This window comes from Chloroflexota bacterium (genome assembly GCA_026713825.1).
In the GTDB taxonomy this organism is placed as follows: Bacteria; Chloroflexota; Dehalococcoidia; order Lucifugimonadales; family UBA1127; genus UBA1127.
In genome coordinates, this window is the sequence record JAPONS010000041.1 from 1 (window position 1) to 21,647 (window position 21,647).

Annotated in this window: 24 protein-coding genes and 1 pseudogene; 7 read left to right on the top strand and 18 right to left on the bottom strand. The window is 66.7% G+C overall.

Annotated elements, in window-relative coordinates; translation table 11 throughout:
* Nucleotides 1–138: 138 nt before the first annotated feature.
* Nucleotides 139–750, top strand: coding sequence for a hypothetical protein (locus tag OXC99_04490; protein ID MCY4624248.1), 612 nt, complete (start codon nucleotides 139–141; stop codon nucleotides 748–750).
* Between the two features lie 144 nt (nucleotides 751–894).
* Here OXC99_04490 and OXC99_04495 read toward each other — a convergent pair whose 3' ends face one another.
* A complete protein-coding gene (locus OXC99_04495; protein MCY4624249.1) occupies nucleotides 895–1,458 on the bottom strand; it encodes a hypothetical protein in 564 nt (187 codons plus the stop codon).
* 332 nt (nucleotides 1,459–1,790) lie between these two features.
* On the opposite strand from OXC99_04495, the gene OXC99_04500 reads away from it, so the two are divergent.
* Nucleotides 1,791–2,096, top strand: coding sequence for a hypothetical protein (locus OXC99_04500; protein MCY4624250.1), 306 nt, complete (start codon nucleotides 1,791–1,793; stop codon nucleotides 2,094–2,096).
* 34 nt (nucleotides 2,097–2,130) lie between these two features.
* Here the strand turns inward: OXC99_04500 and OXC99_04505 are convergent, their stop codons facing one another.
* On the bottom strand, nucleotides 2,131–2,532 hold the full coding sequence (locus OXC99_04505; protein ID MCY4624251.1) for a nitroreductase/quinone reductase family protein: 402 nt from the start codon (nucleotides 2,530–2,532) through the stop codon (nucleotides 2,131–2,133).
* Nucleotides 2,533–2,665: 133 nt separating this feature from the next.
* On the opposite strand from OXC99_04505, the gene OXC99_04510 reads away from it, so the two are divergent.
* Nucleotides 2,666–3,031, top strand: coding sequence for a VOC family protein (locus OXC99_04510; GenBank protein ID MCY4624252.1), 366 nt, complete (start codon nucleotides 2,666–2,668; stop codon nucleotides 3,029–3,031).
* Nucleotides 3,032–3,147: 116 nt separating this feature from the next.
* Here the strand turns inward: OXC99_04510 and leuD are convergent, their stop codons facing one another.
* Both leuD and leuC read right to left on the bottom strand, forming a co-directional pair.
* Entirely contained in the window at nucleotides 3,148–3,735 is a 588-nt protein-coding gene (gene leuD / locus OXC99_04515; GenBank protein ID MCY4624253.1) for a 3-isopropylmalate dehydratase small subunit, read from the bottom strand.
* Nucleotides 3,736–3,945: 210 nt separating this feature from the next.
* Complete coding sequence (gene leuC, locus OXC99_04520; protein MCY4624254.1) at nucleotides 3,946–5,352, bottom strand: 3-isopropylmalate dehydratase large subunit; 1,407 nt, start codon at nucleotides 5,350–5,352, stop codon at nucleotides 3,946–3,948.
* A gap of 385 nt (nucleotides 5,353–5,737) precedes the next feature.
* Here leuC and OXC99_04525 point away from each other — a divergent pair, with 385 nt between their 5' ends.
* Nucleotides 5,738–6,109 (top strand): hypothetical protein, encoded by a 372-nt coding sequence (locus tag OXC99_04525; GenBank protein MCY4624255.1) that lies wholly within the window; start codon nucleotides 5,738–5,740, stop codon nucleotides 6,107–6,109.
* A gap of 175 nt (nucleotides 6,110–6,284) precedes the next feature.
* On the opposite strand, the gene hisF is transcribed toward OXC99_04525, so the two are convergent.
* The 8 genes from hisF to OXC99_04565 all read right to left on the bottom strand — a co-directional run bounded on the left by hisF (nucleotide 6,285) and on the right by OXC99_04565 (nucleotide 12,283).
* Nucleotides 6,285–7,064: an imidazole glycerol phosphate synthase subunit HisF gene (gene hisF / locus OXC99_04530; GenBank protein MCY4624256.1), complete on the bottom strand. Its 780-nt coding sequence runs from the start codon at nucleotides 7,062–7,064 to the stop codon at nucleotides 6,285–6,287.
* Nucleotides 7,065–7,145: 81 nt separating this feature from the next.
* Nucleotides 7,146–7,721, bottom strand: coding sequence for a class I SAM-dependent methyltransferase (locus OXC99_04535; GenBank protein MCY4624257.1), 576 nt, complete (start codon nucleotides 7,719–7,721; stop codon nucleotides 7,146–7,148).
* Between the two features lie 75 nt (nucleotides 7,722–7,796).
* Nucleotides 7,797–8,531 carry a 1-(5-phosphoribosyl)-5-[(5-phosphoribosylamino)methylideneamino]imidazole-4-carboxamide isomerase gene (gene hisA, locus OXC99_04540; protein MCY4624258.1) on the bottom strand — a complete coding sequence of 245 codons (735 nt, stop codon included), beginning with the start codon at nucleotides 8,529–8,531 and terminating at the stop codon, nucleotides 7,797–7,799.
* Nucleotides 8,532–8,559: 28 nt separating this feature from the next.
* Nucleotides 8,560–8,775 carry a hypothetical protein gene (locus OXC99_04545; protein MCY4624259.1) on the bottom strand — a complete coding sequence of 72 codons (216 nt, stop codon included), beginning with the start codon at nucleotides 8,773–8,775 and terminating at the stop codon, nucleotides 8,560–8,562.
* Between the two features lie 40 nt (nucleotides 8,776–8,815).
* On the bottom strand, nucleotides 8,816–9,442 hold the full coding sequence (gene hisH, locus OXC99_04550) for an imidazole glycerol phosphate synthase subunit HisH (protein ID MCY4624260.1): 627 nt from the start codon (nucleotides 9,440–9,442) through the stop codon (nucleotides 8,816–8,818).
* Complete coding sequence (locus OXC99_04555) at nucleotides 9,439–10,170, bottom strand: alpha/beta fold hydrolase (GenBank protein MCY4624261.1); 732 nt, start codon at nucleotides 10,168–10,170, stop codon at nucleotides 9,439–9,441. Before OXC99_04555 ends, hisH begins: the two co-directional genes overlap by 4 nt.
* Before the next feature lie 115 nt (nucleotides 10,171–10,285).
* Complete coding sequence (locus tag OXC99_04560; GenBank protein ID MCY4624262.1) at nucleotides 10,286–11,242, bottom strand: isocitrate lyase/PEP mutase family protein; 957 nt, start codon at nucleotides 11,240–11,242, stop codon at nucleotides 10,286–10,288.
* A 159-nt stretch (nucleotides 11,243–11,401) separates the two neighbouring features.
* Nucleotides 11,402–12,283, bottom strand: coding sequence for a hypothetical protein (locus OXC99_04565; GenBank protein ID MCY4624263.1), 882 nt, complete (start codon nucleotides 12,281–12,283; stop codon nucleotides 11,402–11,404).
* Nucleotides 12,284–12,413: 130 nt separating this feature from the next.
* Between OXC99_04565 and OXC99_04570 the strand changes: the two genes are divergently transcribed.
* A complete protein-coding gene (locus OXC99_04570) occupies nucleotides 12,414–13,367 on the top strand; it encodes a LysR family transcriptional regulator (protein MCY4624264.1) in 954 nt (317 codons plus the stop codon).
* Here OXC99_04570 and OXC99_04575 read toward each other — a convergent pair.
* A complete protein-coding gene (locus tag OXC99_04575) occupies nucleotides 13,309–14,826 on the bottom strand; it encodes a SagB/ThcOx family dehydrogenase (protein MCY4624265.1) in 1,518 nt (505 codons plus the stop codon). The two genes, OXC99_04570 and OXC99_04575, sit on opposite strands and share 59 nt — an antisense overlap.
* A gap of 124 nt (nucleotides 14,827–14,950) precedes the next feature.
* Here OXC99_04575 and OXC99_04580 point away from each other — a divergent pair, with 124 nt between their 5' ends.
* Both OXC99_04580 and OXC99_04585 read left to right on the top strand, forming a co-directional pair.
* Nucleotides 14,951–15,874 (top strand): DUF6282 family protein, encoded by a 924-nt coding sequence (locus tag OXC99_04580; protein ID MCY4624266.1) that lies wholly within the window; start codon nucleotides 14,951–14,953, stop codon nucleotides 15,872–15,874.
* A 174-nt stretch (nucleotides 15,875–16,048) separates the two neighbouring features.
* Nucleotides 16,049–16,243, top strand: a complete 195-nt coding sequence (locus OXC99_04585) for a hypothetical protein (GenBank protein ID MCY4624267.1) — start codon at nucleotides 16,049–16,051, stop codon at nucleotides 16,241–16,243.
* A 32-nt stretch (nucleotides 16,244–16,275) separates the two neighbouring features.
* Here the strand turns inward: OXC99_04585 and OXC99_04590 are convergent, their stop codons facing one another.
* The 5 genes and pseudogenes from OXC99_04590 to OXC99_04610 form a co-directional block, all read right to left on the bottom strand.
* Nucleotides 16,276–17,625 carry an MFS transporter gene (locus tag OXC99_04590; protein ID MCY4624268.1) on the bottom strand — a complete coding sequence of 450 codons (1,350 nt, stop codon included), beginning with the start codon at nucleotides 17,623–17,625 and terminating at the stop codon, nucleotides 16,276–16,278.
* A 138-nt stretch (nucleotides 17,626–17,763) separates the two neighbouring features.
* Nucleotides 17,764–19,095 (bottom strand): MFS transporter, encoded by a 1,332-nt coding sequence (locus OXC99_04595; GenBank protein MCY4624269.1) that lies wholly within the window; start codon nucleotides 19,093–19,095, stop codon nucleotides 17,764–17,766.
* Between the two features lie 192 nt (nucleotides 19,096–19,287).
* Nucleotides 19,288–20,634 (bottom strand): annotated as a pseudogene (argH, locus tag OXC99_04600) (argininosuccinate lyase).
* The gene (locus tag OXC99_04605; protein MCY4624270.1) at nucleotides 20,634–21,104 is read right to left on the bottom strand and encodes a MaoC family dehydratase; all 471 of its coding nucleotides are present in this window, start codon (nucleotides 21,102–21,104) and stop codon (nucleotides 20,634–20,636) included. The pseudogene argH and the gene OXC99_04605 overlap by 1 nt, the downstream one beginning before the upstream one ends.
* Nucleotides 21,105–21,264: 160 nt before the next feature.
* Complete coding sequence (locus OXC99_04610; protein ID MCY4624271.1) at nucleotides 21,265–21,570, bottom strand: hypothetical protein; 306 nt, start codon at nucleotides 21,568–21,570, stop codon at nucleotides 21,265–21,267.
* Nucleotides 21,571–21,647: the final 77 nt, after the last annotated feature.

The following is a 21,647-nucleotide window of genomic DNA, read 5'->3' on the forward strand; positions in this document are numbered from 1 at the left end:
CCTGCCCCGACCGCGGCGGCTCCCGCGCCGCCATCGGCGCCCACCATCGCGCCTGCCCCGACCGCGGCGGCTCCCGCGCCGCCATCGGCGCCCACCATCGCGCCTGCCCCGACCGCGGCGGCTCCCGCGGCGGCATCCGTGCCCACCATCGCGCCTGCCCCGACCGCGGCGGCTCCCGCGCCGGCATCGGCTCCCACCATCGCGCCGCCCCCGACCGTGGCGGCTCCCGCGCCGGCATCGGCTCCCACCATCGCGCCGCCCCCGACCAAGATACCGCCCACACCCACCATCACGCCTGCCCCGACCAAGATACCGCCCACACCCACGCCAGAGCCGCCGTCCGAACCCACACAGGCGCAGCAGGCCGCCCGGGCCGGGGCGATTGCATCCGAGTGGGCCGCCAACAATGACGAGACCATTGCGAAACTGGTTGTGGAAGTCGTGCTCGCATCCCCGGACGTGGAAGAGCGGGTCCCGGCGCTGCTCCGGGCCAACCTCAGCGGTCTCCTGGAGGCCGCCGTGGCTGACGAGTTGGGCAACTCGCTGGGTATCGAAGTGGACTCAGTCACCTACCATGGCGATGCCGTCTTCAGCGTGACGCTGGTGGTGTCCGGAACGGTCGCTGTGGGGCTTGGGCCCGTGGAAGCCGCTGACATTGCGGTGCCCATTGTTGTCACGGTCGATCTGGACAGCGAGCAGGCGACGGCCTGGGAGGCGGACCCGGAGCAAGCAGATGTGACGCTCCGGTAGCGCTTGTCCCGGTTCGCGGCGATGGCGAATGCGGGGCGGGTTACGCAAAGGTCTCCGAAGGCGGAGTCCAAAGGTACGCGGGTGCGGGCGGGGCCGTTCACCCTGAGGGTAATCGAAGGGTGAACGGCGGCTTACCACTCTCGGCTACTGCGCGCACAACCCATAGGTATTCTCGGTGATGCACACCTGCGTCCAGGAACTGTCGTTGTTCCTGTCCGACAACACCATGCCGAATGTGCTTCCGGCAAAGATCTCACCGTATTGCACTCCGTCCGGGCTGTACCACTCTATGCTCGCTACGCTCTCCTCGTCCCCGGAGCGCAAGACGAGATACCAGCTATCGGGGCTGCTGCGGACGACCAACTCTTCCACCTCAAGGCGCGTCGGAATCTCAGGGGGCGGCCCCGCTGGCCCAGCGGAACCGGCCTCGCCCTTCGGCCCCTGCACACCGACCGGTCCTGCCGGACCGACGCGCCCCTGGGGGCCTGTGGCGCCTTGCGGCCCCTGGGGGCCGGTCAACCCCTGCGGTCCCTGCGGACCGATCGCGCCCTGCGGTCCCTGAACGCCTTGCGGCCCCTGCTGTCCTTCCGCGCCGACCTCGCCCTGCGGAGCGGGCGGGACCAGCGCCACTTGTTTCGCGACCTCTGCCTCAACCAGCGCGGCAAGCTTTTCATCTGACGGCCCGCACGCCGCAAACGCGCCAAGCATGAGAACACACAGAAGCAATGTCGAGTACTTTACGGCAAACACAAGGAGACCTCCCGTGGCAGGATTTCGGCTCCCGGCCAAGAGTGCCTGATCCCGTTTGCCCACGAGAGGCCATAGGGGAAATCCCCAAACGGGTCAGGCTTGATGCTCTTGGCCGGGAGCGCACACAGCATATCACAGATTGGTGTCGGCAAAGGGGCGGCCATTCTTTGCGTGCCTATGCAGGCTTGCTTGTGATTCAGGCCGAGGCGTTTGTTCCAGAACGAATGTTTGACAAACTAAGAAACTTTGTTCTAAACTGCCTCCAGTCACTCGAAACGGAGGGAAACGAAATGGCGACCATGACGGAAGAGCGCATCCAGATCAAGCTCCAGCGGCTCGATGGCTTCGATGACCAGGTCCGCGTCAGCGTCCTGGACGAGGGCGATGGCGTCGCCAGCGGCAAGTCGCTGTGCGTCGACGCCGAGGAGGCTGCCCGCATGGTGGGCCAGCTCTACAGCCGCGGCCGTGAGCGCGGCGCGCGCATCTCCCTCGAGGTTGCCACGCTCCCGTCCCATCCGTTCGCCCTGAGGGAAATCGAAGAGCCTGCCCCGTACTTGATACGGGGGTCACACGAACGGACGGGGCGCCTGTTTTAGTCCACCGGAAGCCTGTTCCGGGCGGGCGCGGCGCCTACACTGGCGTCAGCTCAGCCAGCGGGGCGGTAGCCGCCCACACGTCCACGTCGACGTGAGACATCCGCTCTTCGCGCTCCAGCATCAGCGCGAAGACCCGCCGGCGCTCATCCATGTCCGTGACCACGGACGCCGCCGAGGGCACGTCCCGCACAATCGACTGCTTCAGGTGAATCGTCGTCTTCGGGTTGGCCGCCATGTTGGCCAGCCAGCTCCGGGGCATCCCGGGCCGGCCGGTCAGGTACAGCCGCCCGTCCAGCACGTGCAGCCGGATCTCGATGCGGCGGGCCTCGCCGCTCTTGCGGCCCGTGGTGGTGATGTCCACCACCTCGGCGATCTTTAACAACGTCCTGATGTCCTCAGCCATGGCACGCTCCGGTGTGGTCTTTCGCCGCAGCATAGGAAGTGAAGCAGCGGCGCGTCAAGGGCGGGGAGGCCTTCCTGTCGCGCACACCTTGACATCGCGCAAATGCCCCAAGCACCATGCCATACGCCCCAATGAGAGGGGACAATTATTGGAAACGGAGAATGACATGCCAAACCCGATAGTCCATTTTGAGATCATGGGGTCCGACTCCGCCAAGACGCAGGAATTCTACTCAGACCTCTTTGGCTGGACGATAAGCTCGGACAACCCGGCGAACTACGGCCTAGCGTTCACGCAGGACGACGACGGCCTCGGCATCAACGGCGGCATCGGCGGCGCTGACCAGGGCGGCGGGATCTACGTCGCCGTGTACGCCCAGGTCGACGACCCGCAGGCCTACTTGGACAAGGCCGTCTCCATGGGGGCAAAGGAAATTATTCCCGTAACGGAAGTGCCGGGCATGCCGATCGTGGTCGCCATGTTTGCCGACCCCGACGGCAACTGCATCGGTCTGGTCAAGGACGCTCAATAAGGGCAACCACAAGGGTTGCCCCGCCCCCATCAGTTCGCCGAGCAAACCGCATAGCAAGAGCCCCATCCGCTCGCCCACGCGTGGATGGGGCCTTTGCTGTGTCTGTCTTCTGAGGCCTACGCCCGCTGCGACTCAAAGGCCGTGATGGCGTTCTCCTCCTGCAGCGTCAGGCCGATGTCGTCGAGGCCGTTCAGCAGGCAGTATCGCTTGAACTCGTCCAGGCTGAATGCCGCGTTGAACCCCTGGTTGTCCGACACCGTGCCGCTCTCGAGGTCCACGGTCACTTGGTAGCCCGGGACCTCCTTGGCCTGGATCATGATGTGGTCGACGTCCTTGTCGCTCAGGCGCACGGGCAGCAGCCCGTTCTGCAGGCAGTTGTTGTAGAAGATGTCGGCGAAGCTCGACGCGATGATCGTCCGGAACCCGTACTGCTGCAGCGCCCACGGCGCGTGCTCCCGCGACGACCCGCACCCGAAGTTCCGGCCCGCCACCATCACCGACGCGTCCTTGTACCCCGGGTAGTTCAGCACAAAGTCCTCGTTCGGCGACCCGTCCGCGTTGAACCGCCAGTCGAAGAACAAGAAATCCTCGTAGCCTGTGCGCTCAACCCGCTTCAGGAACTGCTTCGGGATAATCTGGTCCGTGTCGACGTTCACCCGGTCCATCGGCAGCACCACGCCGGTGTGCACCGTGAATGCGTCCATTGCTGTCCTCCTTGGGCATCTGTCTTCAGAGTTCGCCACGTTCCGCCGCGCGGAGTACCTGCTGCAAACGGTCCTCTTCCCCCGGATGCACATGGGCTTCCCTGTGCCCATCAATTACATACCTGCCATTCTTGAGGATGGTTTGCTTAACCAATATAGTGCCATCGTTCAGGGTGTACACTCGTGAACCGTACTTCGATTCAGTCATAGCTAGTTCTTCCACTCCCGGATGTCCACAAAGTGCCCCGCGATGGCCGCAGCCGCCGCCATCTGCGGGCTCACCAGGTGCGTCCGCCCGTCCTTGCCCTGCCGCCCCTCGAAGTTGCGGTTGGACGTCGACGCGCACCGCTCGTGGGGCAGCAGTTGGTCCGGGTTCATGGCGAGGCACATGGAGCAACCCGCGTTGCGCCACTCGAAGCCCGCGTCGAGGAAGATGCGGTCCAGCCCCTCGGCCTCCGCCTGCTGCTTGATGGCGTACGAGCCCGGAACCACCATCGCGCCGACGCGGTCGCTCACCCGCAGCCCCTTCACCACCGCCGCGGCGTCCCGCAGGTCCTCGATGCGCGAGTTCGTGCACGAGCCGATGAACACGCGGTCGATGGCGATCTCCTCCATGGGCGTGTTGGGCTCCAGCCCCATGTAGCGCAGCGCCCGCTCGGCGCTCTCGCGGTCCGCGGGGTTGGCGAAGCTTGCCGGGTCCGGCACGCGCCCCGTGACCTGCGTCACCTGCCCCGGGTTCGTCCCCCATGACACCATCGGCGAAAGCGCCGCCGCGTCGATGACGACCGTCGTGTCGTACACCGCGTCTGGGTCCGTCGGCAACTGCTTCCACCGCTCGACGGCCTCGTCGAAGGCGTCGCCCTGCGGCGCGTTCGCCCTGCCGCGCAGGTAGTCAAATGTCTTCTCGTCCGGCGCGACCATCCCGGCCCGCGCGCCGCCCTCGATGCTCATGTTGCATACCGTCATGCGGCCAGCCATCGACAGGTCGCGGATGCCCTGCCCCGTGTACTCGATGACGTGCCCCGTGCCGCCGTCGATGCCGATCTGCCCGATGATGGCGAGAATCAGGTCCTTGGCAGTAACGCCGAAGGGCAGCGGGCCGTTCACGTCCACCTGCATCGTCTTCTGCCGGGCCTGCCGCAGCGTCTGCGTCGCCAGCACGTGCTCCACCTCCGACGTCCCCACGCCCAGCGCGAACGCCCCGAACGCCCCGTGCGTCGCCGTGTGGCTGTCGCCGCAGACGATGACCTTGCCCGGCTGCGTGTACCCCTGCTCCGGCCCGATGACGTGCACGATGCCCTGCAGCGGGCTGTGGATGTCCGCCAGCGGGATGTTGAATTCCCGCGCGTCGTTCGAAAGGTGCTCGAGCTGCTGCACCGCTATGGGGTCCTCGATGGGCAGCGAGCGGTCCGTGGTCGGAACGTCGTGGTCGGCCGTGGCGACGGTCAGGTCCGGGCGCCGCACCCGCCGGCCCGCCATCCGCAGCCCGTCGAAGGCCTGCGGCGACGTGACCTCGTGCACCAGGTGCAAGTCGACGTACAGCAACGCCGGCTTCCCCGGCTCCTCCGACACAACGTGCGCGTCCCAGATCTTCTCGAACATGGTCTTTCCAGGCATAGCGTTAACCTCTTCCACCTAAGGGTGTCCCGAAATTGGGGCCTTGCCATAATAGCATTCTGCTACGAATCCGTCATGCGGCGTATCTCCTTCCCCCTTTACGGAGGAAGGTTGGGATGGGGGTGTCGCAGCTCGCCCTGCCCCCCGTCGAATGATTCCACGAACGGACACCTATCCTCTCGTTTTCCCGGCGAAAGCCGGGATCCAGAAACCCTGCGGCCAACTGCATCCATATTCCCCCTCCCCGTCGCCCCTGCGAAGGCAGGGGCCCCGACAATCACAACCCCCCTTGCCTTGAACCGTCCCCCATTCCCCCGGACCCTGACACAAGCTCCTTGCCGATAACCTCCGCCCTTCTCTACCGTCTCTTCTAGGAGGAAAACACATGGCAAAGAAGACTGACACTACCCGGAACATCCCCCAGAACTCCAATTGTCAGCCCCGCGCCGCCATCCCGGTGGAGGCGAAGGCTCGCGCTGAGAGGGTTTCCCGGCCTCGCAGGAAGAGCGGAGGCCAGCCCGGCAACCAGAACGCTCGCAAGCACGGCTTCTACTCCAAGTACCTTACGCAGGAGCAGCGGGATGCATATCGTGCGGCCAAGTATGGTCCCTCGCTCACCCCGGAGATCGCCATCATGCGACTGATCGTCAGGGATATCATGGCCGACCCCGACGCTGACCAGGATCTTCTTCTGCGTTCGGTGAGGACCCTTGCTCGCCTGCTTTCCGTTCAGAACCAACTTCGGAACGTCTCATAAGCGATGGGACTCGTTTCCCCCAAAAGGCCTTATGTTTTCGTAGCTGAAGTGCTACGAATTGCCCGCCGCAATCGAGTGGCAAGTAGGCCTTGGGAAAAGCAAGTTCCTCGCTGGCAAAATGTCCGGGAAGGATTGAGAGGATATGCGCAATTGCAGTCGGACCTCGCGCCGGCCCCTACATCGGCCGGATCGGCACGCCGTGCTCCGAGAGGTACGCCTTGACCTCGGCGATGGAGTAGGTGCCGTAGTGGAAGATGCTCGCCGCCAGCCCTGCGTCGGCGCGGCCCTCCTGCAGCGCGTGCAGCATGTGCTCCGGGTTCCCCGCGCCGCCGCTCGCCACCACCGGCACCGTCACCACCTCCGACAGCTTCCGCAGCAGTTCGATGTCGTACCCCGCCTGCGTCCCGTCGGCGTCCATGCTGTTGACGACGATCTCCCCCGCGCCCAGTTCGACGGCCCGCGCCGCCCACTCGATGGCGTCCAGGTGCGTCGTGTGCCCGCCGTCGGCGCCGGTGCGCACGCGGACCTCCCAGCGGACGGGGTCCGTGCCCGGCAGGCGCATGGCGTCCAGCCCCAGCACGATGCACTGCGAGCCGAACCGGTCGGCCCCCTGCCGGATGAGGTCCGGGTTCTCCACCGCCGCCGTGTTGATGGAGACCTTGTCCGCCCCCGCCAGCAGCATCGTGTGCATGTCCTCCACGGAGCGCAGCCCCCCGCCCACGGCCAGGGGGATGAAGACCTGCTCCGCCACCTGCGACACCACGTCCAGCATGATGGAGCGGCCATCGGAGGATGCGGTGATGTCGTAGAAGACCAGCTCGTCGGCCCCCGCCTCGTTGTACATCGAGGCCATTTCGACCGGGTCGCCGGCGTCGCGGTGATCGAGGAAGCGGACGCCCTTCACCACGCGTCCGCGCTTCACGTCCAGGCAGGGGATGATGCGTTTCGTCAGCATTGCGTTGCAGCCGCCTCTCGGCCTTGTCCACCCGTTCGCCCTGAGGGAAATCGAAGGGGGAACGGGTGGCCTCCCACGCGGCTACTTCCTCAGCATCACCATGTAGTAGCGGCTCGACAGGTCGCGCTTCTCCGCGAACCGGAACCCCGCCTGCTTGCCGACCTCGACCAACTCCGCCTCCGTCAGCCGCTTGTCCAGCGCGGGCCCCTCGTCGGCGTCGAACTTGGTCCACTCGATGATCGCCGCCCAGCCGCCGCGCTTCAGCGCCTTGGACACGCGCTTCAGCATCGCCGGCTTGCTCGTTTTGAGGGTGGAGAGGTTCAGCGCCACCACCGCCCCGTCCAGCGAGTCCGCTTCAATGGTGGAGTCCTCGTCCTTCGGGTCGTAGACGACGGTGTTGGACAGGCGTGTCTGCGCCAGCCTCGTCTCCAGCTCCTCGCGGCTCGCCGCAGACTCGTCGGTCGCGTATACCTTGCCGTCGAACGTGTGCTTGGCGAGGGGGATGGTCAGCGCTCCCTTGCCGCAGCGGAAGTCGCCCAGGAGCTGGTACGGCCGCAGGGGCAGTTGCGCCAGGATGCGAAGCGGGTCTATCTGGTCCGCCAGCGTCTGCGAAGGGACGGCTTGGTCTGTCTTTGTGGTCATCGTGGTCCTTTCCATGTCGAAGGTTCCTTCACGGGAGCGGCCTCCCGCATCCGTGCGGGCCGCTCTTAGGGACGATTGTTGAGGCGAACGCTACCCCGCCGTGGGAATCTCGCCCACCAGCCGCACCGCCTCCCGCAGGTCGACGGCGCCCGTGTACAGCGCCTTGCCGATGATGGCGCCGCTGACGCCCAGGCCCGCCAGCCGCTCCAGGTGCCGCACGCTCGCGATGCCCCCGGCAGCGATGATGGGAGCCGGCACGTTGTTCACCGCCTCCGTCACCGCCTCGAAGTTGGGCTCCGTCAGCGTCCCGTCGCGGCTGATGTCCGTGTACTCCAGCCGCTCGACGCCCAGCTCGGTCAGTTGCCGCATCAGGTCCAGCGCCCGCATCCGCGAGGGCTGCTTCCACCCGCGCAGCGCCGCCCAGCCGTCCCGGGCGTCCACGGAGACGACGATGCGGCCCGCCCCAAAGCGCTCGATCGTGGCGGCCACGAAGTCCGGGTCCTCCACGGCCGAGGTGCCCAGCACCAGCCGGTTCACGCCCATCCCCGCCAGCGTCTCGGCCTTTTCCATATCCCGGATGCCGCCGCCAACCTCCACCGGCACGTCGACGCCCTCGGCGATGGCGCGGATGGCGTCCAGGTTCGCAAACTCCCCCGACGCCGCGCCGTCAAGATCGACGACGTGAATCAACGTTGCGCCCTCGTCCTGCCACCGCAGCGCCACGGCCAGCGGGTCTGTTCCGTAGACCTCTTCCTGGTCGTAGTCGCCCTGGTAAAGACGGACGCAACGTCCTCCCCGCAGGTCAATTGCCGGGATCACGTCCATGCCGAGACCGCCCTTGGAAAGGATTGAGCTACGCCGATTCCAGGTTGTGTTCTTCCACAAAGTAGGAATCGCGAACACCGTCAAAGCGGATGAGGTACACTGGGTCGCCCTCGCCGTAGGTCGATGGCATCGTGCGCTCCGGCACCTCGGTGATCACCCGGCCCCGCTGGCCGACGATCTCTTCCTGAATTCCGCGGATGGTGCCGGGTACCTGTACCAGGTCACCCTTCTGAAACTTGCCCATAGGTCATCCTCCAAAGAAACCTCTGCTTCGATGCAAGAGGTTACGCCATAGACTGTACCATGCGCAAGAAGTTGCCGTAGAGCCGCAGCCCCACCGGGCCGCTCTTCTCCGGGTGAAACTGCGTCGCGACGACGTTCCCCTGCGCGACGGCGCAGCAGAACCGCAGGCCGTAGTCGGTCACCGCGGCCGTCGATTCCGGCGACTCCGGGTCCGGGTAGTAGCTGTGCACGAAGTAGAAGTGGCTGCCCTCCGGCACACCATCGAACACCGGGTGGTCCGGCTGCAGCATCTCGATGGTGTTCCAGCCCATGTGCGGCCCCTTCAGCCCCGGCGGGAATTTCCGCACCTTGCCCGGAATGACGCCCAGGCACTTGGCGCCGCCCTCCTCCGTGTAGTCGAAGAGCAGCTGCAGCCCCAGGCACACGCCGAAGAACGGCTTCTCGTCGACGATGGCCTGCTTGACCGACTCCGTCAGGCTCTGCGCCTCCAGCGCCACCATCGCCGAGTCGCACGCGCCCTGCCCGGGCAAGACCAGCCCGTCCGCCGCCGCGATCTCCGCGGGCTCGACCGTCACGTGCACGTTCGCGCCCAGGCTCTCCAGCGCCTTCGCGACGCTCCGGAGGTTGCCCGCCCCGTAGTTGATGATGGCGATGTTTGGCGCACTCATTGCGTGAACAGCTCCAATAGCTCCAGGATCCTGCCCTGCACCAGCTCGCTGTGGCGGCCGTAGACCAGGTCCGTCCCGTGCTCGCCGCCTGTGAAGACCTCGTAGAACCGCTCGCCGCTGGAGGCATCGTACAGTGCCGCGCTGTCCATCCGCGCGCTGACGTCGTCCTCCGCCACCATGAAGAACTTGGGCTCATCCACGCTGGCGATGTAGTCCGCGGCGGAGAGCCCGTCGATGGCCGCCGGCGCCGAGAGCGCGACGACCCCCGCCACGTCGCGGTTGGCCGCCACCTTGACCGCCGCCGTGCCCCCCATGCTCGCGCCCACGAGCACCGGCCGCTCAACGCCCCCTATCGCCAGATAGTCCAGCGCCCCGCCGAGGTCCAGGTCGATCAGACCCAGCTCCTTGTCGCCGCTCGATGGTTCGTAGCCGCGGAAGTTGAAGGTGAAGACCGCGTAGCCCTCGTCGGCCAGCGTCTCCGCGAAGGGCCGCCAGCTCTCCTGGTCAGAGGGCCGCATGTGCGCCAGCACCACCGTCACGTCGCCGCTGCCGTAGTGCCGCCCGCAAAGCGGAAGCCCGTCCGACGACGCGAACTCCACGTCGCCGTCCGCGCACTGCGCTGTCGGTGCATCCTCGGAGCACGCCACAAGCGCCACAACCGCGAGCGCCAGCAGAGCGGCGGCAATCGGAGGGCCGGGGAATCGTCGCGTGAAAAGGCGGGGCAGCATAGCGCGGGACCTCTTGCACAAAAAGGGTCTGCGGCGTACGTGACAGAAATCACGACCGCACCTGCCATTATAGCATTGCGCCCGCCCTTACGTACGCGCGAAGCTCGACGCAACCCTACGTCGGAGGCGTGTAGTGTCCGAAGGTGCTGTCGTAGTCCCGCTGCGATTCCTGCGGCAGGTAGGTGTCCTCGATCTCCCGCACCAGCGCCGGCCCCGGGTACACGAAATCGTGGAAGCGCACAGGCCCCCACTTGCTCGCCGCCGCCTGCTGCCGGCGCTCGTCCATCGCGACGGGCCCCCGCTCCTTGAAGTCATTCAGCAGCTCCCACACCGCCTGCAGCCCCACGGAGCTGGTCAGCGCCGGGAAAATGGCCACCGCGACGCCCCACGCCTGCAGCTCCTCCAGCGTCGGCCCGGGCGGCGCCCCGCCAAAGGTGGGCATGACGGCGCCGGGGATGCGCTCCGCCGCCTCGTGCACCTCTTCCTTGTGCTGGACATTGTTCAGCCAGATGAGGTCGACGCCCGCCTCTTCCTTGTACCGGATGCACCGCTCGACGGCGCCCTTGAAGTCGCCGCCCTCCGCGCCGATGAAGTCGCAGCGCGCGCATATGACGAAGTCTGGGTCGAGCGCGTCTCGCGCCGCCACCGCCGCCTTGTACTTGCCCACGGCCTCCTCCACGGGGATGCACCGCCGGCCTGCGGCCGTGCCGGAGAGCTTGGGCGCCAACTGGTCCTCCAGGTGCAGCCCGGCCGCCCCCGCCTGCACGTACCCCTGCGTCATGTGGTACACGTTCACCGCGTTCCCGTAGCCCGTGTCCGAGTCCACCAGCACCGGCATCGACGACACCGCCGCGATGTTGCGGACAGCCTCGGCCATCTCATAGCGCCCAAGCAGCGCGATGTCCGGCACGGCGTAGATGTGCGCCGACGTCTGCGATCCCGCCAGGAAGAACGACTCGAACCCCAGCGATTCCGCCATCCGCACCGCCAGCGGGCTGAACCCGCCCGGCATGAGGAGGAGCTTGTCGTCGTTTATCGACCTGCGAAGTCTCGTGCTTGCTCTCTCTGCCATGGCTGCTGCTCCTCCTCAATCGAAATTGCCTGTCTCATCGTGTGGCCGGATGGCCGCAGTCTACTTGAACGCCGCAGCGATGCGCCACCAAGCGACGCAAACAACACGGGCCCCGGGAACTCCCGGGGCCCGTGCGGCGCCTGTTCGTGCTTGGGACGTTTAGGCGTGGACGGCCTCTGCGTAGGAGGCGTGGCCCACCTGGTCCTCGCCGAAGATGCCCCACTCGACCATCCAGCGGTGCGTCCGCTCGAAGGTCTCCTGCGTGTACGGCTCGAACACCAGCCGCTCGCCGATGCCCGCCTTCCGGTAGTCAAAGTACTGGTGGAACTTCTCGGGCAACTCGGTCAGGAAGTAGTGCTGGTAGAGCTCCTTGGCAACGTCGATCTCCCGCTGGGCCCGCTGCAGGGCGTTGAAGTACGCCCAGAGCTGCTCATCGGTGGCGTCGCCGTTGATCAGGAAGCCGATCATGAAGGAGGTGTCGACGATCTTGCGGAAGCCCTGCTGCTCCAGCACGTACGACGGCGTGCCGAAGACGTTGGCCGCCTGCACCCGGCGGTCGAGGGAGAGCTGGGCGCGGTCCACCGGGCCGCCCACGAACTGCAGGTTGATGTCTTCCTTTGACAGGAACGGCTCCAGCGCCTGGATGGCGGAGAAGTGGCTGCCGGAATGGTAGCCGACTGCGACCGGAACGCCGGCAAGCTGCTCGGGATCGCGAATGTCGGACTCAGGGGCGACCCAGATTCCCGAGGGCGTCACGGAGTAGGCGTGGCCCCACATGCGGCCTGACTGTCCGTGGGCGGCCATGTTGACGGCCCAGTGGCATGCGGAGCTGATCTCACAGGCCCGGCCCTCCGACATCCCCTCGAACGCGCCCCGCTTCACCTCGACGGGCGCTTGGTCCGTGGAGCTGACGGTAGGCTGCGCGGAGAACTGCTGGCCGCGAATAAACTCGTCCTCCAGCCCCTCGTCGGTAAAGTACCCCTTCTCCTCGGCCACCCACTCCTGCAGGCGGCTGTGGGGCATGATCCTGAATTTCGCCATGACAGACCTCCCTTCGCTTTTCGTACAATTCCTCAGGTTAATGGGGAGTATCGCGTCGGCAAAGCCTTGTTGTCAAGGCATGGGTTGGTGTAGATTTTATTCCAATTGGGAATGGAAAGAAGAGACGAGAATGGACTTGAGAGAACTGCGGACCTTTTGCGCCGTGGCCAAGCTGGGCAGCATCTCGGCGGCGGCCCGCGCCCTTGACCTTGGCCAGCCCGCGGCCACCAAGCACCTCAAGAAGCTGGAGGACCAAGTTGGGGTGGAGCTGCTCCTGCGGGGCAGGCGCCCCATCCAGCTCACCAGGGCGGGCACCGTGCTGCTGGAGATGGCCGGCCCGTTGGTGGAGGGCTTCAGCGCCCTTGAGTCCTTCAACCGCCACCTGGAAGGCACAAACCCCGTGACCGTCGCCAGCACGGCCATCCTCATCGCGCAGGCCCTTCCGGGCCCGGTGCGCAACTTCCGCCAGAGACACCCCGGCCACCTGTTGCGGCTGTGGCCTCGGAGCGAGTCTGAAATCCTCGCCATGGTGGCCTCAGGCGAAGCTGACCTCGGCATCGTGCCCACGGGCAACGTCCCGGCAGGGTTCGACTTCGCCCCGCTGTTCACCATCAACCGGGTGTTGATAGCCGCGAAGGACCACCCCGTGTCCGACCTGCTGGAGCTCACCTACAGCTCGCTCGCTAGGTGGCCGATGGTGATGCTTGGCGCCCGTTCCCGCACGCGAAGGCTGCTGGACGAGGCCTTCCAGAATCGCGGCATCAGCTACGAGCTTGCCGTCGAGACCGACAGCGCCGAGGCGATCAAGCAGTACGTCGCGGGCGGCGAGGGCATCTCCATCCTGCCCGACATCGCCCTCTCCCCGGGCGACGCCGCTGACCTCGACATCCTGCCCGTCTCCAATCTCATGCCGGCGGACCTGGTTGGGGTTGTGACCCTGCGAGGAAAGCCAATCTCCCAGGTCGCCCAGAGTTTCATCGAGGAGCTGGGCAGCCTGCCGAGCAGGATGCCTGGCGAGGTTGCCCCTACTCCGGCATGCCCCGCCGCCGCTTCTGCGGCACGCCCATCAGCGTCAGGAACATGACGCTCTTTCCCGCCGCATGGGGCGAGAAGAACCGCGTCACCTCCTCGTCGAAGAACGTGAGCCCCGTCGCGCCGAGGCCCATCGTGTACGCCGACAGATAGAGCCGCCCCGCGCGAATGCTCGCGTCCAGTTGCGCCGCCCGGTACCCGCGAGCGCCCATCGACGCTGTCACGGCGTTCAGGTCCGTCAGGAAGTAGACGTTCACCGCCGCGTCGTGGGCCAGCGCCTGGTTGAGGCCCAGGTGCCCCGCAATGAAGCGATGGTCGCCGGAGTGCAACAGATCGAGCTCACCGGCCTCCGGGTGGTACACGTACCCGCCCAGCTCCAGCCCGTCCACCGCGTTCACGATGACGTACATTGTGTTCAGCGGTCTGTCATCAAGAGACGGCCAGTCGCCCGGCAGCGGCCGCGCAGCCGCCGCCAGCATCGTGCGCAGCGCGCCCTCGCCGATGGGGGCAAGCTGAAACTGCCGTGTCGACCCGCGCCGCAAGATCACCCGCTCGACAGACTCTCCCTCTGCCTCAACCGGCGCCGGCCCTCCCGTCTCCGCCTGCGCCCCGCCGTCGAGCCCCCGCCACGCGGCGGCGCCCGCCCCGTCCAGCGACGTTGCCGCGTGCGCCTCGCGGATGAGCGGGTAGTCGATCTCCTTTGGCGAGTACGGCAGGGTTTCGAGGTTCAATCGGGCGGGCGCCGCCGTCGCCGCGATGGCCCCGGCTCCACTCCCCACGGGCACGATGGCGACGGCCGCCTCGCGCGCCCCGTCCACGTCGACGACGCGGTTCACGTCGTCGTCCACGAAGCCGGTGACCAGCCCTGTGGCCAACCCCCGGGATGCCGCCACCGACAGCGTGTTCGCGAGGATGGTGCCACAGTCCCAGTACGTGTGCCGGTATGCGCGGCTCTGGTACTTCCACGCGTTCCGCCAGAACACGCTTGTATACACGATGGACACCGGCGCCGACGCCACCCCGTCGTGCCCCGCCGTCGCGCCTGCCAGCGCCCCGCGGTAGTCGCCGGACCGAACACGCCGGAGGGCGTTGTCCTGCGCCCCGTACTGGTACACCCCTGCGGGCAGGTCAGGCAGGTCGCCGCACACCAAGTACAGCTCGATGTGGTATAGCGCGCCGGTGCAGGACGCCGCCCGGAACGCCATTTGGCCGTTGGGCACCTTGAGCCACTTGGTGACGCCCGCCGAGAGCTTCAGTAGCGCGGCTACATCGTCCAGCGTCGGCGCGCCGCCCGTCGTCGGGGCATCCCCCGCTATGGCCGCCATCGCCGGCACGTCCGACGGCTTGACGTCCTCGGGCAAAGCCACCTTCTCCGCCCGCCGGTAGAGCTTGTACAGCCTCGGCAGGATGGAGAAGTCGAGGGAGATGTTGCCCTCCCGCACGCTCTGCACGGAGTGGTCCGTCTTTCGGTGGTAGTCCAGAATCGCCGCGACGGCGTTATCGGAGTTCATGCATTCCTCCGGCGGCTAGCATACCACCCCCAGCCCCCGTCCGCGGTTGACATCCCTTGTCTCAAATAGCTACCATCGCCCCACATTCACTGCAGCGCTTGCTGCGTATTGAGAGGAGACACCCATGGCCGACGAGGCAGCAGTCAAGGAGTTGGTCCGCGGCGCGTACGACATGCACATCCACAGCGAGCCCGACGTGCTCCCGCGCAAGTTCAACGACATCGTGCTGGCCGAGCACGCCGTCGAGGCCGGCATGGCCGGGGTCGTGCTCAAGTCCCACTACATCTGCACGGCGGACCGCGCCAGCCTCATCAACCAGATGTTCCCGCAGATGAGGGCCTTCGGCGGCCTCGTCCTCAACAACTCCATGGGCGGCATGAACCCCCTCGCCGTCGACGTCGCCGGCCGCCTCGGCAACAAGGTCGTCTGGTTCCCCACCGTCGATGCGGAGAACGAGGTCAAGAACATCACCGGCGAGAACGTCGACGGCAAGCCGCAGCCCTACTGGATGACCATCGCCCGCGCCATGCGCGAGAAGGGCATCGCCGGCGACCCCGTGAAGGTCGTCGTCGACGGCAAGGTGACCCACGCGGCCATCCAGTGCATGGAGGTCATCGCCGAGTACGACATGATCCTCGCCACCGGCCATATCTCGCCGGAGGAGATGCTCCCCGTCGTCAAGGCCGCCCGCGAGGCCAAGGTCAACCGCGTCATCATCACCCACCCGGAGTTCCCGGCCACCTACCTGGACCAGGACCAGCAGCGCGCCCTCGGCAAGTACGACGTCATGTTCGAGCGTTGCTTCACCCAGCCCTACACCAAGAAGGTCGAGTGGGAGACCGTCTACGACAACATCCGCAAGATCGGCCCCAACTCCACCATCCTCTCCACGGACCTCGGCCAGAGCACGGCCCCGTGGGTCGAGGAGGGCCTCGGCATCTTCATCGGCAACCTGCTCGATAACGGCTTCACTCCCTCGGAGATCGAAACGATGTCCCACCAGAACGCCGGCGAGATCCTCGGCCAGCTGGAGCCAGCCAAGGCATAGCCGCAAAAAGCGTTGAGCCACAACAAGAGGGGCCTCCTCAGAGGAGGCCCCTCTCCTTTGGGCGACCCTTCAGTCGTAGCTGTGTCCAGGGCAAGCAGTGTGACCTTCACATCATTGAAGCCAGTCTCAAAATGCCGTATCCTTTTCTAGCTATAAGACTTTCAGGAGGTAGCTATGACCTCTGGCAACACTCGCACCCTGCTCCACACCATCGATGGCCCCAACGGCAGTGCCGCCCTGTACGAGGTGGTAAGCCCCGGCCAGGCGCAGCCCAGCTACGAGGTGGACTTCGGCGGCGCGACCACCACCTTCAAGAGCATGGGCGAGGCCTACATTGAGGCCGGCGTCATGTCCGGTACGCCCACCTAGCTCGACCGCGCGGGGGCTGGCGGCCGTCGCGGCTAGCCCAGCCCCCGGGTCCGGCCCGTCGCCTGCCGCTCGATGTCCCGCTCCCGCCGCTCCAGCACTCGCCGCCGCATATCCGCCAGCCTTCGCGTGGGCTGCGGAGGCCTCTTCGCAGCTAGGAAGAACACAGACGCCAGCCCCGTCATGACGGCAAGCACCACAAATCCCGTCTGATAGTCGCCATTTACGTCCGCCATCCACCCCGCGAACACCGGCCCGAACATGATGCCCATTGTGACGATGACCGATGACAACCCCATGATCGTCCCCAGCGCCCGCCGCCCGAAGTAGTCGGCCCGTATCGCGCCCATCAGCGGTCCCCGGCCGCCCCACGCCAGCCCGTGGATGATCGAGAAGAAGTAGACAACGCCCAGCGAGGTCGCGAACGTGATTCCCAGCAGCGCCACGCAGTGCGCCACCATGCCGGCCGCGCAGATGAGCCGCTTGTCGACCCTGTCGCCCAGTAGCCCGCCGCCGATCTGCCCCACCATTGAGGTCATGGTCATCACCGTGACCACGAGCGCCGCCGACTCCAGCGACACGTCCAGCCGGTGCACGATGTGCGGGATGAGGTGCACCATAATTGCGCCCACCACCAGCAGCGCGCTGCCGTGGCCAAGGGAGATCAGCCAGAACGCACGCGTGCGGAGCGCCTCGCCCACGGTGAAGTCCCGTCCCGCCAGCGCCGCCCGCGAGGTGGTGGCCGCCGCCCGAGGGTCGGGCCCGCCGTCCGGCCGCATGCCGTAGCGCTCCGGCCTGCCGCGAATGATCGGCATCAGCGGCAGCCCCACGGCGAGGATGATGACGCACGATGCGATGGCCGTCGTTCGCCATCCGAACGTCGTCAGCGCGACGGCCACCAGCGGCACCAGCATCCCGCCGAGCCCTAACCCCGTCGTCGAGAGCGCCAGCGCCAGCGACCGGCGCCGCTGGAACCAGTTCGCCACGGCGACGATGAGCGTCAGGTACCCGCTCAAACCAAACCCCACCGACAGCACCACGAAGGCAAGGTAGAACGTCAGGAGCGATTGGATCTGGCTCAGGAGGAGAAACCCCAGGGCAAGCACGATGACCCCGGCCGTCAGCACCACCCTCGGCCCGAACCGGTCGACGAGCAGCCCCTGCACCGGGCCTAGCAGCCCGTTCTGCAGCTGCAGGATGGAGAACGACCACGCAAGAGCCGCGCTGCTCCACCCGAACTCTTCCTGCAGCCGCAGAAAGTACGCGCCGAACGCCTGCAGCAGCAGGCCGCCCTGCAGCCCCTGTATGACGATTGCCGCCCCGACAATCCACCACCCGTAGAACAGGCGGTTGGCGTTCCTCCTGAGTATGTCCGGTGTAGTCAAACCTGAGATTCCCACTTCCTTGGAACGCGATTGCAGCGCGCATAGTTCGCACGATGCCCGTCACTGCTGTTGTGAGTTCCCCCTTGGGACCCGCCGGCCGCTGCCGGGATTGAGTTGTTTGAGCGCTGTGACTGCGCGCTAGCCCTGCCCCCGCGCGCGCCGCTGCATCACCAGCCGCCGCCCGCGCGCCCACGCGCTCTCGGGCACCGACGGCCGCTTCGCCGCGAGGAAGAAGACGGTCCCGACGCCCGTCATCGCCGCAAGAATCACGAATCCCAGTTGGTAGTCCCCCCGCACGTCGGCCATCCACCCCGCGAACACCGGCCCGAACACGTTGCCGATGGTCACAATGAGGGACGAAAGCCCCATGATCGTCCCGATTGCCTTCAGCCCGAAGTAGTCCGCCCGGATTGCCCCCATCAGCGGCCCCCGCGCGCCCCATGCCAGCCCGTGTATCACCGCGAAGACGTAGACCAGCCACATGGAGTCCGCAAACGCTATCCCCATCAGCGCCACCGTGTGGCCCAGCATGCACGCCGCAGCGATGAGCCGCTTGTCCATCCGGTCGCCCAGGATCCCGCCGCTCACCAGCCCCGCAATCTGCGCCGTCGTGATCACCGTGATCACCGCCGACGCTGTCTCCAGCGGGACGTCCAGCTTCTGCACGAGGTGGGGAATCAGGTGCACCATGATCGCGCCCACCACGAACAGCGCGCTCCCGTGCCCGAACGAGATGAACCAGAAGGCGGGCGTCCGCATCGCCTCCCGCGCCGTGAACTCCCGTTCGGGCCCGATCTGCACCGGCGTGGTCCGGCTCTCTGCTGGGGTAGGCTCATACCGGCGCCCGTCTGGGATCATCCCATACTGCTCCGGCCTCGTTCGGAAGATGGGCACCAGCGGCAGCCCAACCACTAGGATGATGACGCCCGAGGCAAAGGCCGTCGTCTGCCACCCGAAGTGGATCAGCGACAGCGCCACCACGGGCACGAAGATCCCGCCGATGCTCGCCCCCGTCTGCGAGAGCGCCAGCGCCGTCGCCCGCCGCCTGCGGAACCAGTTGGACACCGTCACGAACAGCGTGAGGAACCCGCCAAGCCCGCTCCCAATCGCAATGACCACGAAGGCGAGGTAGAAGTCGAGCAGCGAGTCAATCCGGCTGAGCATCATGAAGCCGATGGCAAAGATGATCAGCCCGACCACAAGGACAGCGCGAGGTCCGAACTTGTCGATGAGCCAGCCCTGAAACGGCCCCAGCAGCCCGCTCTCGATTCGCAGCAGCGAGAACGACCACGAGAGGGACGCGCTGCTCCACCCGAACTCCTCCCGCAGCCGAACGAAGTACGCGCCGAACGCCTGGAACAGCAGCCCGCCGTGCAGGAACTGGATGAAGACTGCCGCCCCGACAATCCACCACCCAAAGAACACCTTTCCGGCGTTCCTCCGCACAATGTCCGGCGCTATTTGTGTCAACGTTCTCTACATTCTCTCGAAAATTGTCGGTCGCCCCATGAGCGGCATTCTGTCGAAAACCGTGAATCTTGACAGGGAAGCGGGTCTCGGAAGCGCCTGAGTTGCTTGACTGCCCCTTGGATTGAACGGCCCAGCGCGCGCCGCCGTTCCCGGCGAGGCCAAGGCACAGGCCCCGCTGACGGCTGCGACCGGCTACATGCCCAGCCGCTCGCGCACCCGCCGCAGCGCCGCCGCAACCTGCGATGGCGCCGTGCCGCCCGGAACGTTGCGCGATTCCAACGCCGTCGCCACCGTCGTCCCCAGCACGTCCGCGTCGAACAGCGGCGAGAATGCGCGGTAGTCCTCCAGCGACAGCTCCTCGAAGCGCGCGCCCTTGTCTTCTGCGAAGCGCGTGAGCTGCGCGACGACGCCGTGCGCCTGCCGGAACGGCAGCCCCTTGCGGACCAGGTAGTCGGCCAGATCAGTCGCAAGGCTGTACCCGCCGCCCTCCGCCGCCTGCGCCATCCGCTCGCGGTTGAACATCGCGCCCCCGAGCATCCGCGTGAATGCCGCGACCGTTGGCAGCAGCGTGTCCACCGTGTCGAAGAGCGCTTCCTTGCCCTCCTGCAGGTCTTGGTTCTACGTCAGCGGCAGCCCCTTCACCGTCGTCAGCGCCGCCATCAGGTGACCGTACACGCGTCCCGTGCGGCCCCGGGCGAGCTCCGCCAGGTCCGGGTTGCGCTTCTGCGGCATGATGCTGCTGCCCGTCGTGTCCTCGTCCGCCAGCCGCAGGAAGCCGAACTCCTCCGACGACCACAGCACAAACTCCTCCCCCATGCGCGAGAGGTGCCCCATGCACGCCGAAGCCGCGTACAGGTAGTCCAGCACGAAGTCCCGGTCCGCCACCGCGTCCATGCTGTTCGTCGTCACCCCGTCGAAGCCCAGCTCCTGCGCGACCGACTCCCGGTCCAACGGGTACGGCGACCCCGCCAGCGCGCCGCTGCCCAGCGGCAGCACGTTGGCGCGCGCGCCCGCCTGCTGGAACCGCTCCACATCCCGCTCGAACATCTCCACGTACGCCAGCAGGTGGTGCGCCAGCGCCACGGGCTGCGCCCGCTGCAAGTGCGTATATCCCGGCATCGCCGTCGTCACGTGCTCACCCGCCGTCGAGGCCAGCGCGCGCTGCAGGCCGTGCAGCGCCTCTGCCGTCTCCCCGGCCGTGCGCCGCACGAAGAGGCGCATGTCCGTCGCGATCTGGTCGTTGCGCGAGCGTGCCGTGTGCAGCTTGCCCGCCGTCTCGCCGATGAGGTCGTGGAGGCGCGCCTCTACGTTCATGTGCAGGTCTTCCAGCTCCCGCCGCCACGGAAACGTGCCGCCCTCGATCTCGCCGCGGACGGCGTCGAGGCCCGCGCACATGCGCTCTGCCTCGTCGTCGGTGACGATGCCCTGCCGCGCCAGCATCCGCGCGTGCGCCTGCGACCCCGCGATGTCCTCACGGTAGAGCCGCCAGTCGTAGTGCAGCGAGATGGTGTAGTCCAGCGAGGTATATTCGTCCGCCATCATGCCGGCCTCTTGGGCGCGAGGAACCGTCGCCGGTACGTCAGCACGCGCTCGTCACGCTGGTTATGCGCCCGCGTCTCGATGTACACGACCCCGCGGTCCGGCCGCGACGCCGACTCCCGCACCTCCAGCACCTCGCTCTCGGCGTAGATGGTGTCCCCCGCGAATACCGGCCCGTCGTGCGTGACCCTCTCGTACTCCAGGTTCGCGATGGCCTTCCCCGACGTGTCGATGACGCTCATGCCGACCGCCACGCTCAGCACCAGCGGCCCCGCCACGAGGATGCGCCCGTGCTGGTGTTCCTGCATGTAGTTCTCGTCCAGGTGCAGAGGGTTGTGGTTCATGGTGAGGAGGCAGAAGAGATTGTTGTCGCTCTCCGTGATCGTCTTGCCCGGCCAGTGGCGGTACACGTCGCCCACCTGGAAGTCCTCCAGGTAGCGCCCGTAGCGTTCCTTGCCGTCGTGGATCATTGATGCTCTCACCGTTCGCCCTGAGCGTGCCCAGGGGTCTGCTCGCCCCCTCCCGCTTTACCGGCGAAAGCCGGTATCCAGGGGTGGGCAAAGGCCTCGTCGTCCGCCCGGAGCCCGTCGAAGGGCAAACGCCTGCCGACCCTGCGCCGAGGACGCCGCCCTACTCGCCGATCACCTTGTACACGATGCGGTTGCGGTTCCGGCAGTGGGGCCGGATCTCCGTCGGCCAGCGCCCCGAGTCCGCCGCGGCCACCCACGCGTCGCTCGTCACGACGCCGGGGTTGTCGATCTCGTACACGGCCAAATACTTCGGCGAGCCCTCCTCCGCCACGTAGCGCTTCGCGCTCTGGACGCCCGGCACCTGCAGCAGGGCGGGGATGTGCTCGTTCTCGTAGCAGTCGTTGAAGTCGGCCTCCTTGTCGGGGTCGACGTCCATTGCCGCAATGTATATGTACTTGTCTGCCATGCCGCCCTCCATACCCTGCCGTCGTTCCCGCGCAGGCGGGGACCTCACCCTTTGCCCCGCTCCGACTCCGGTGTGCC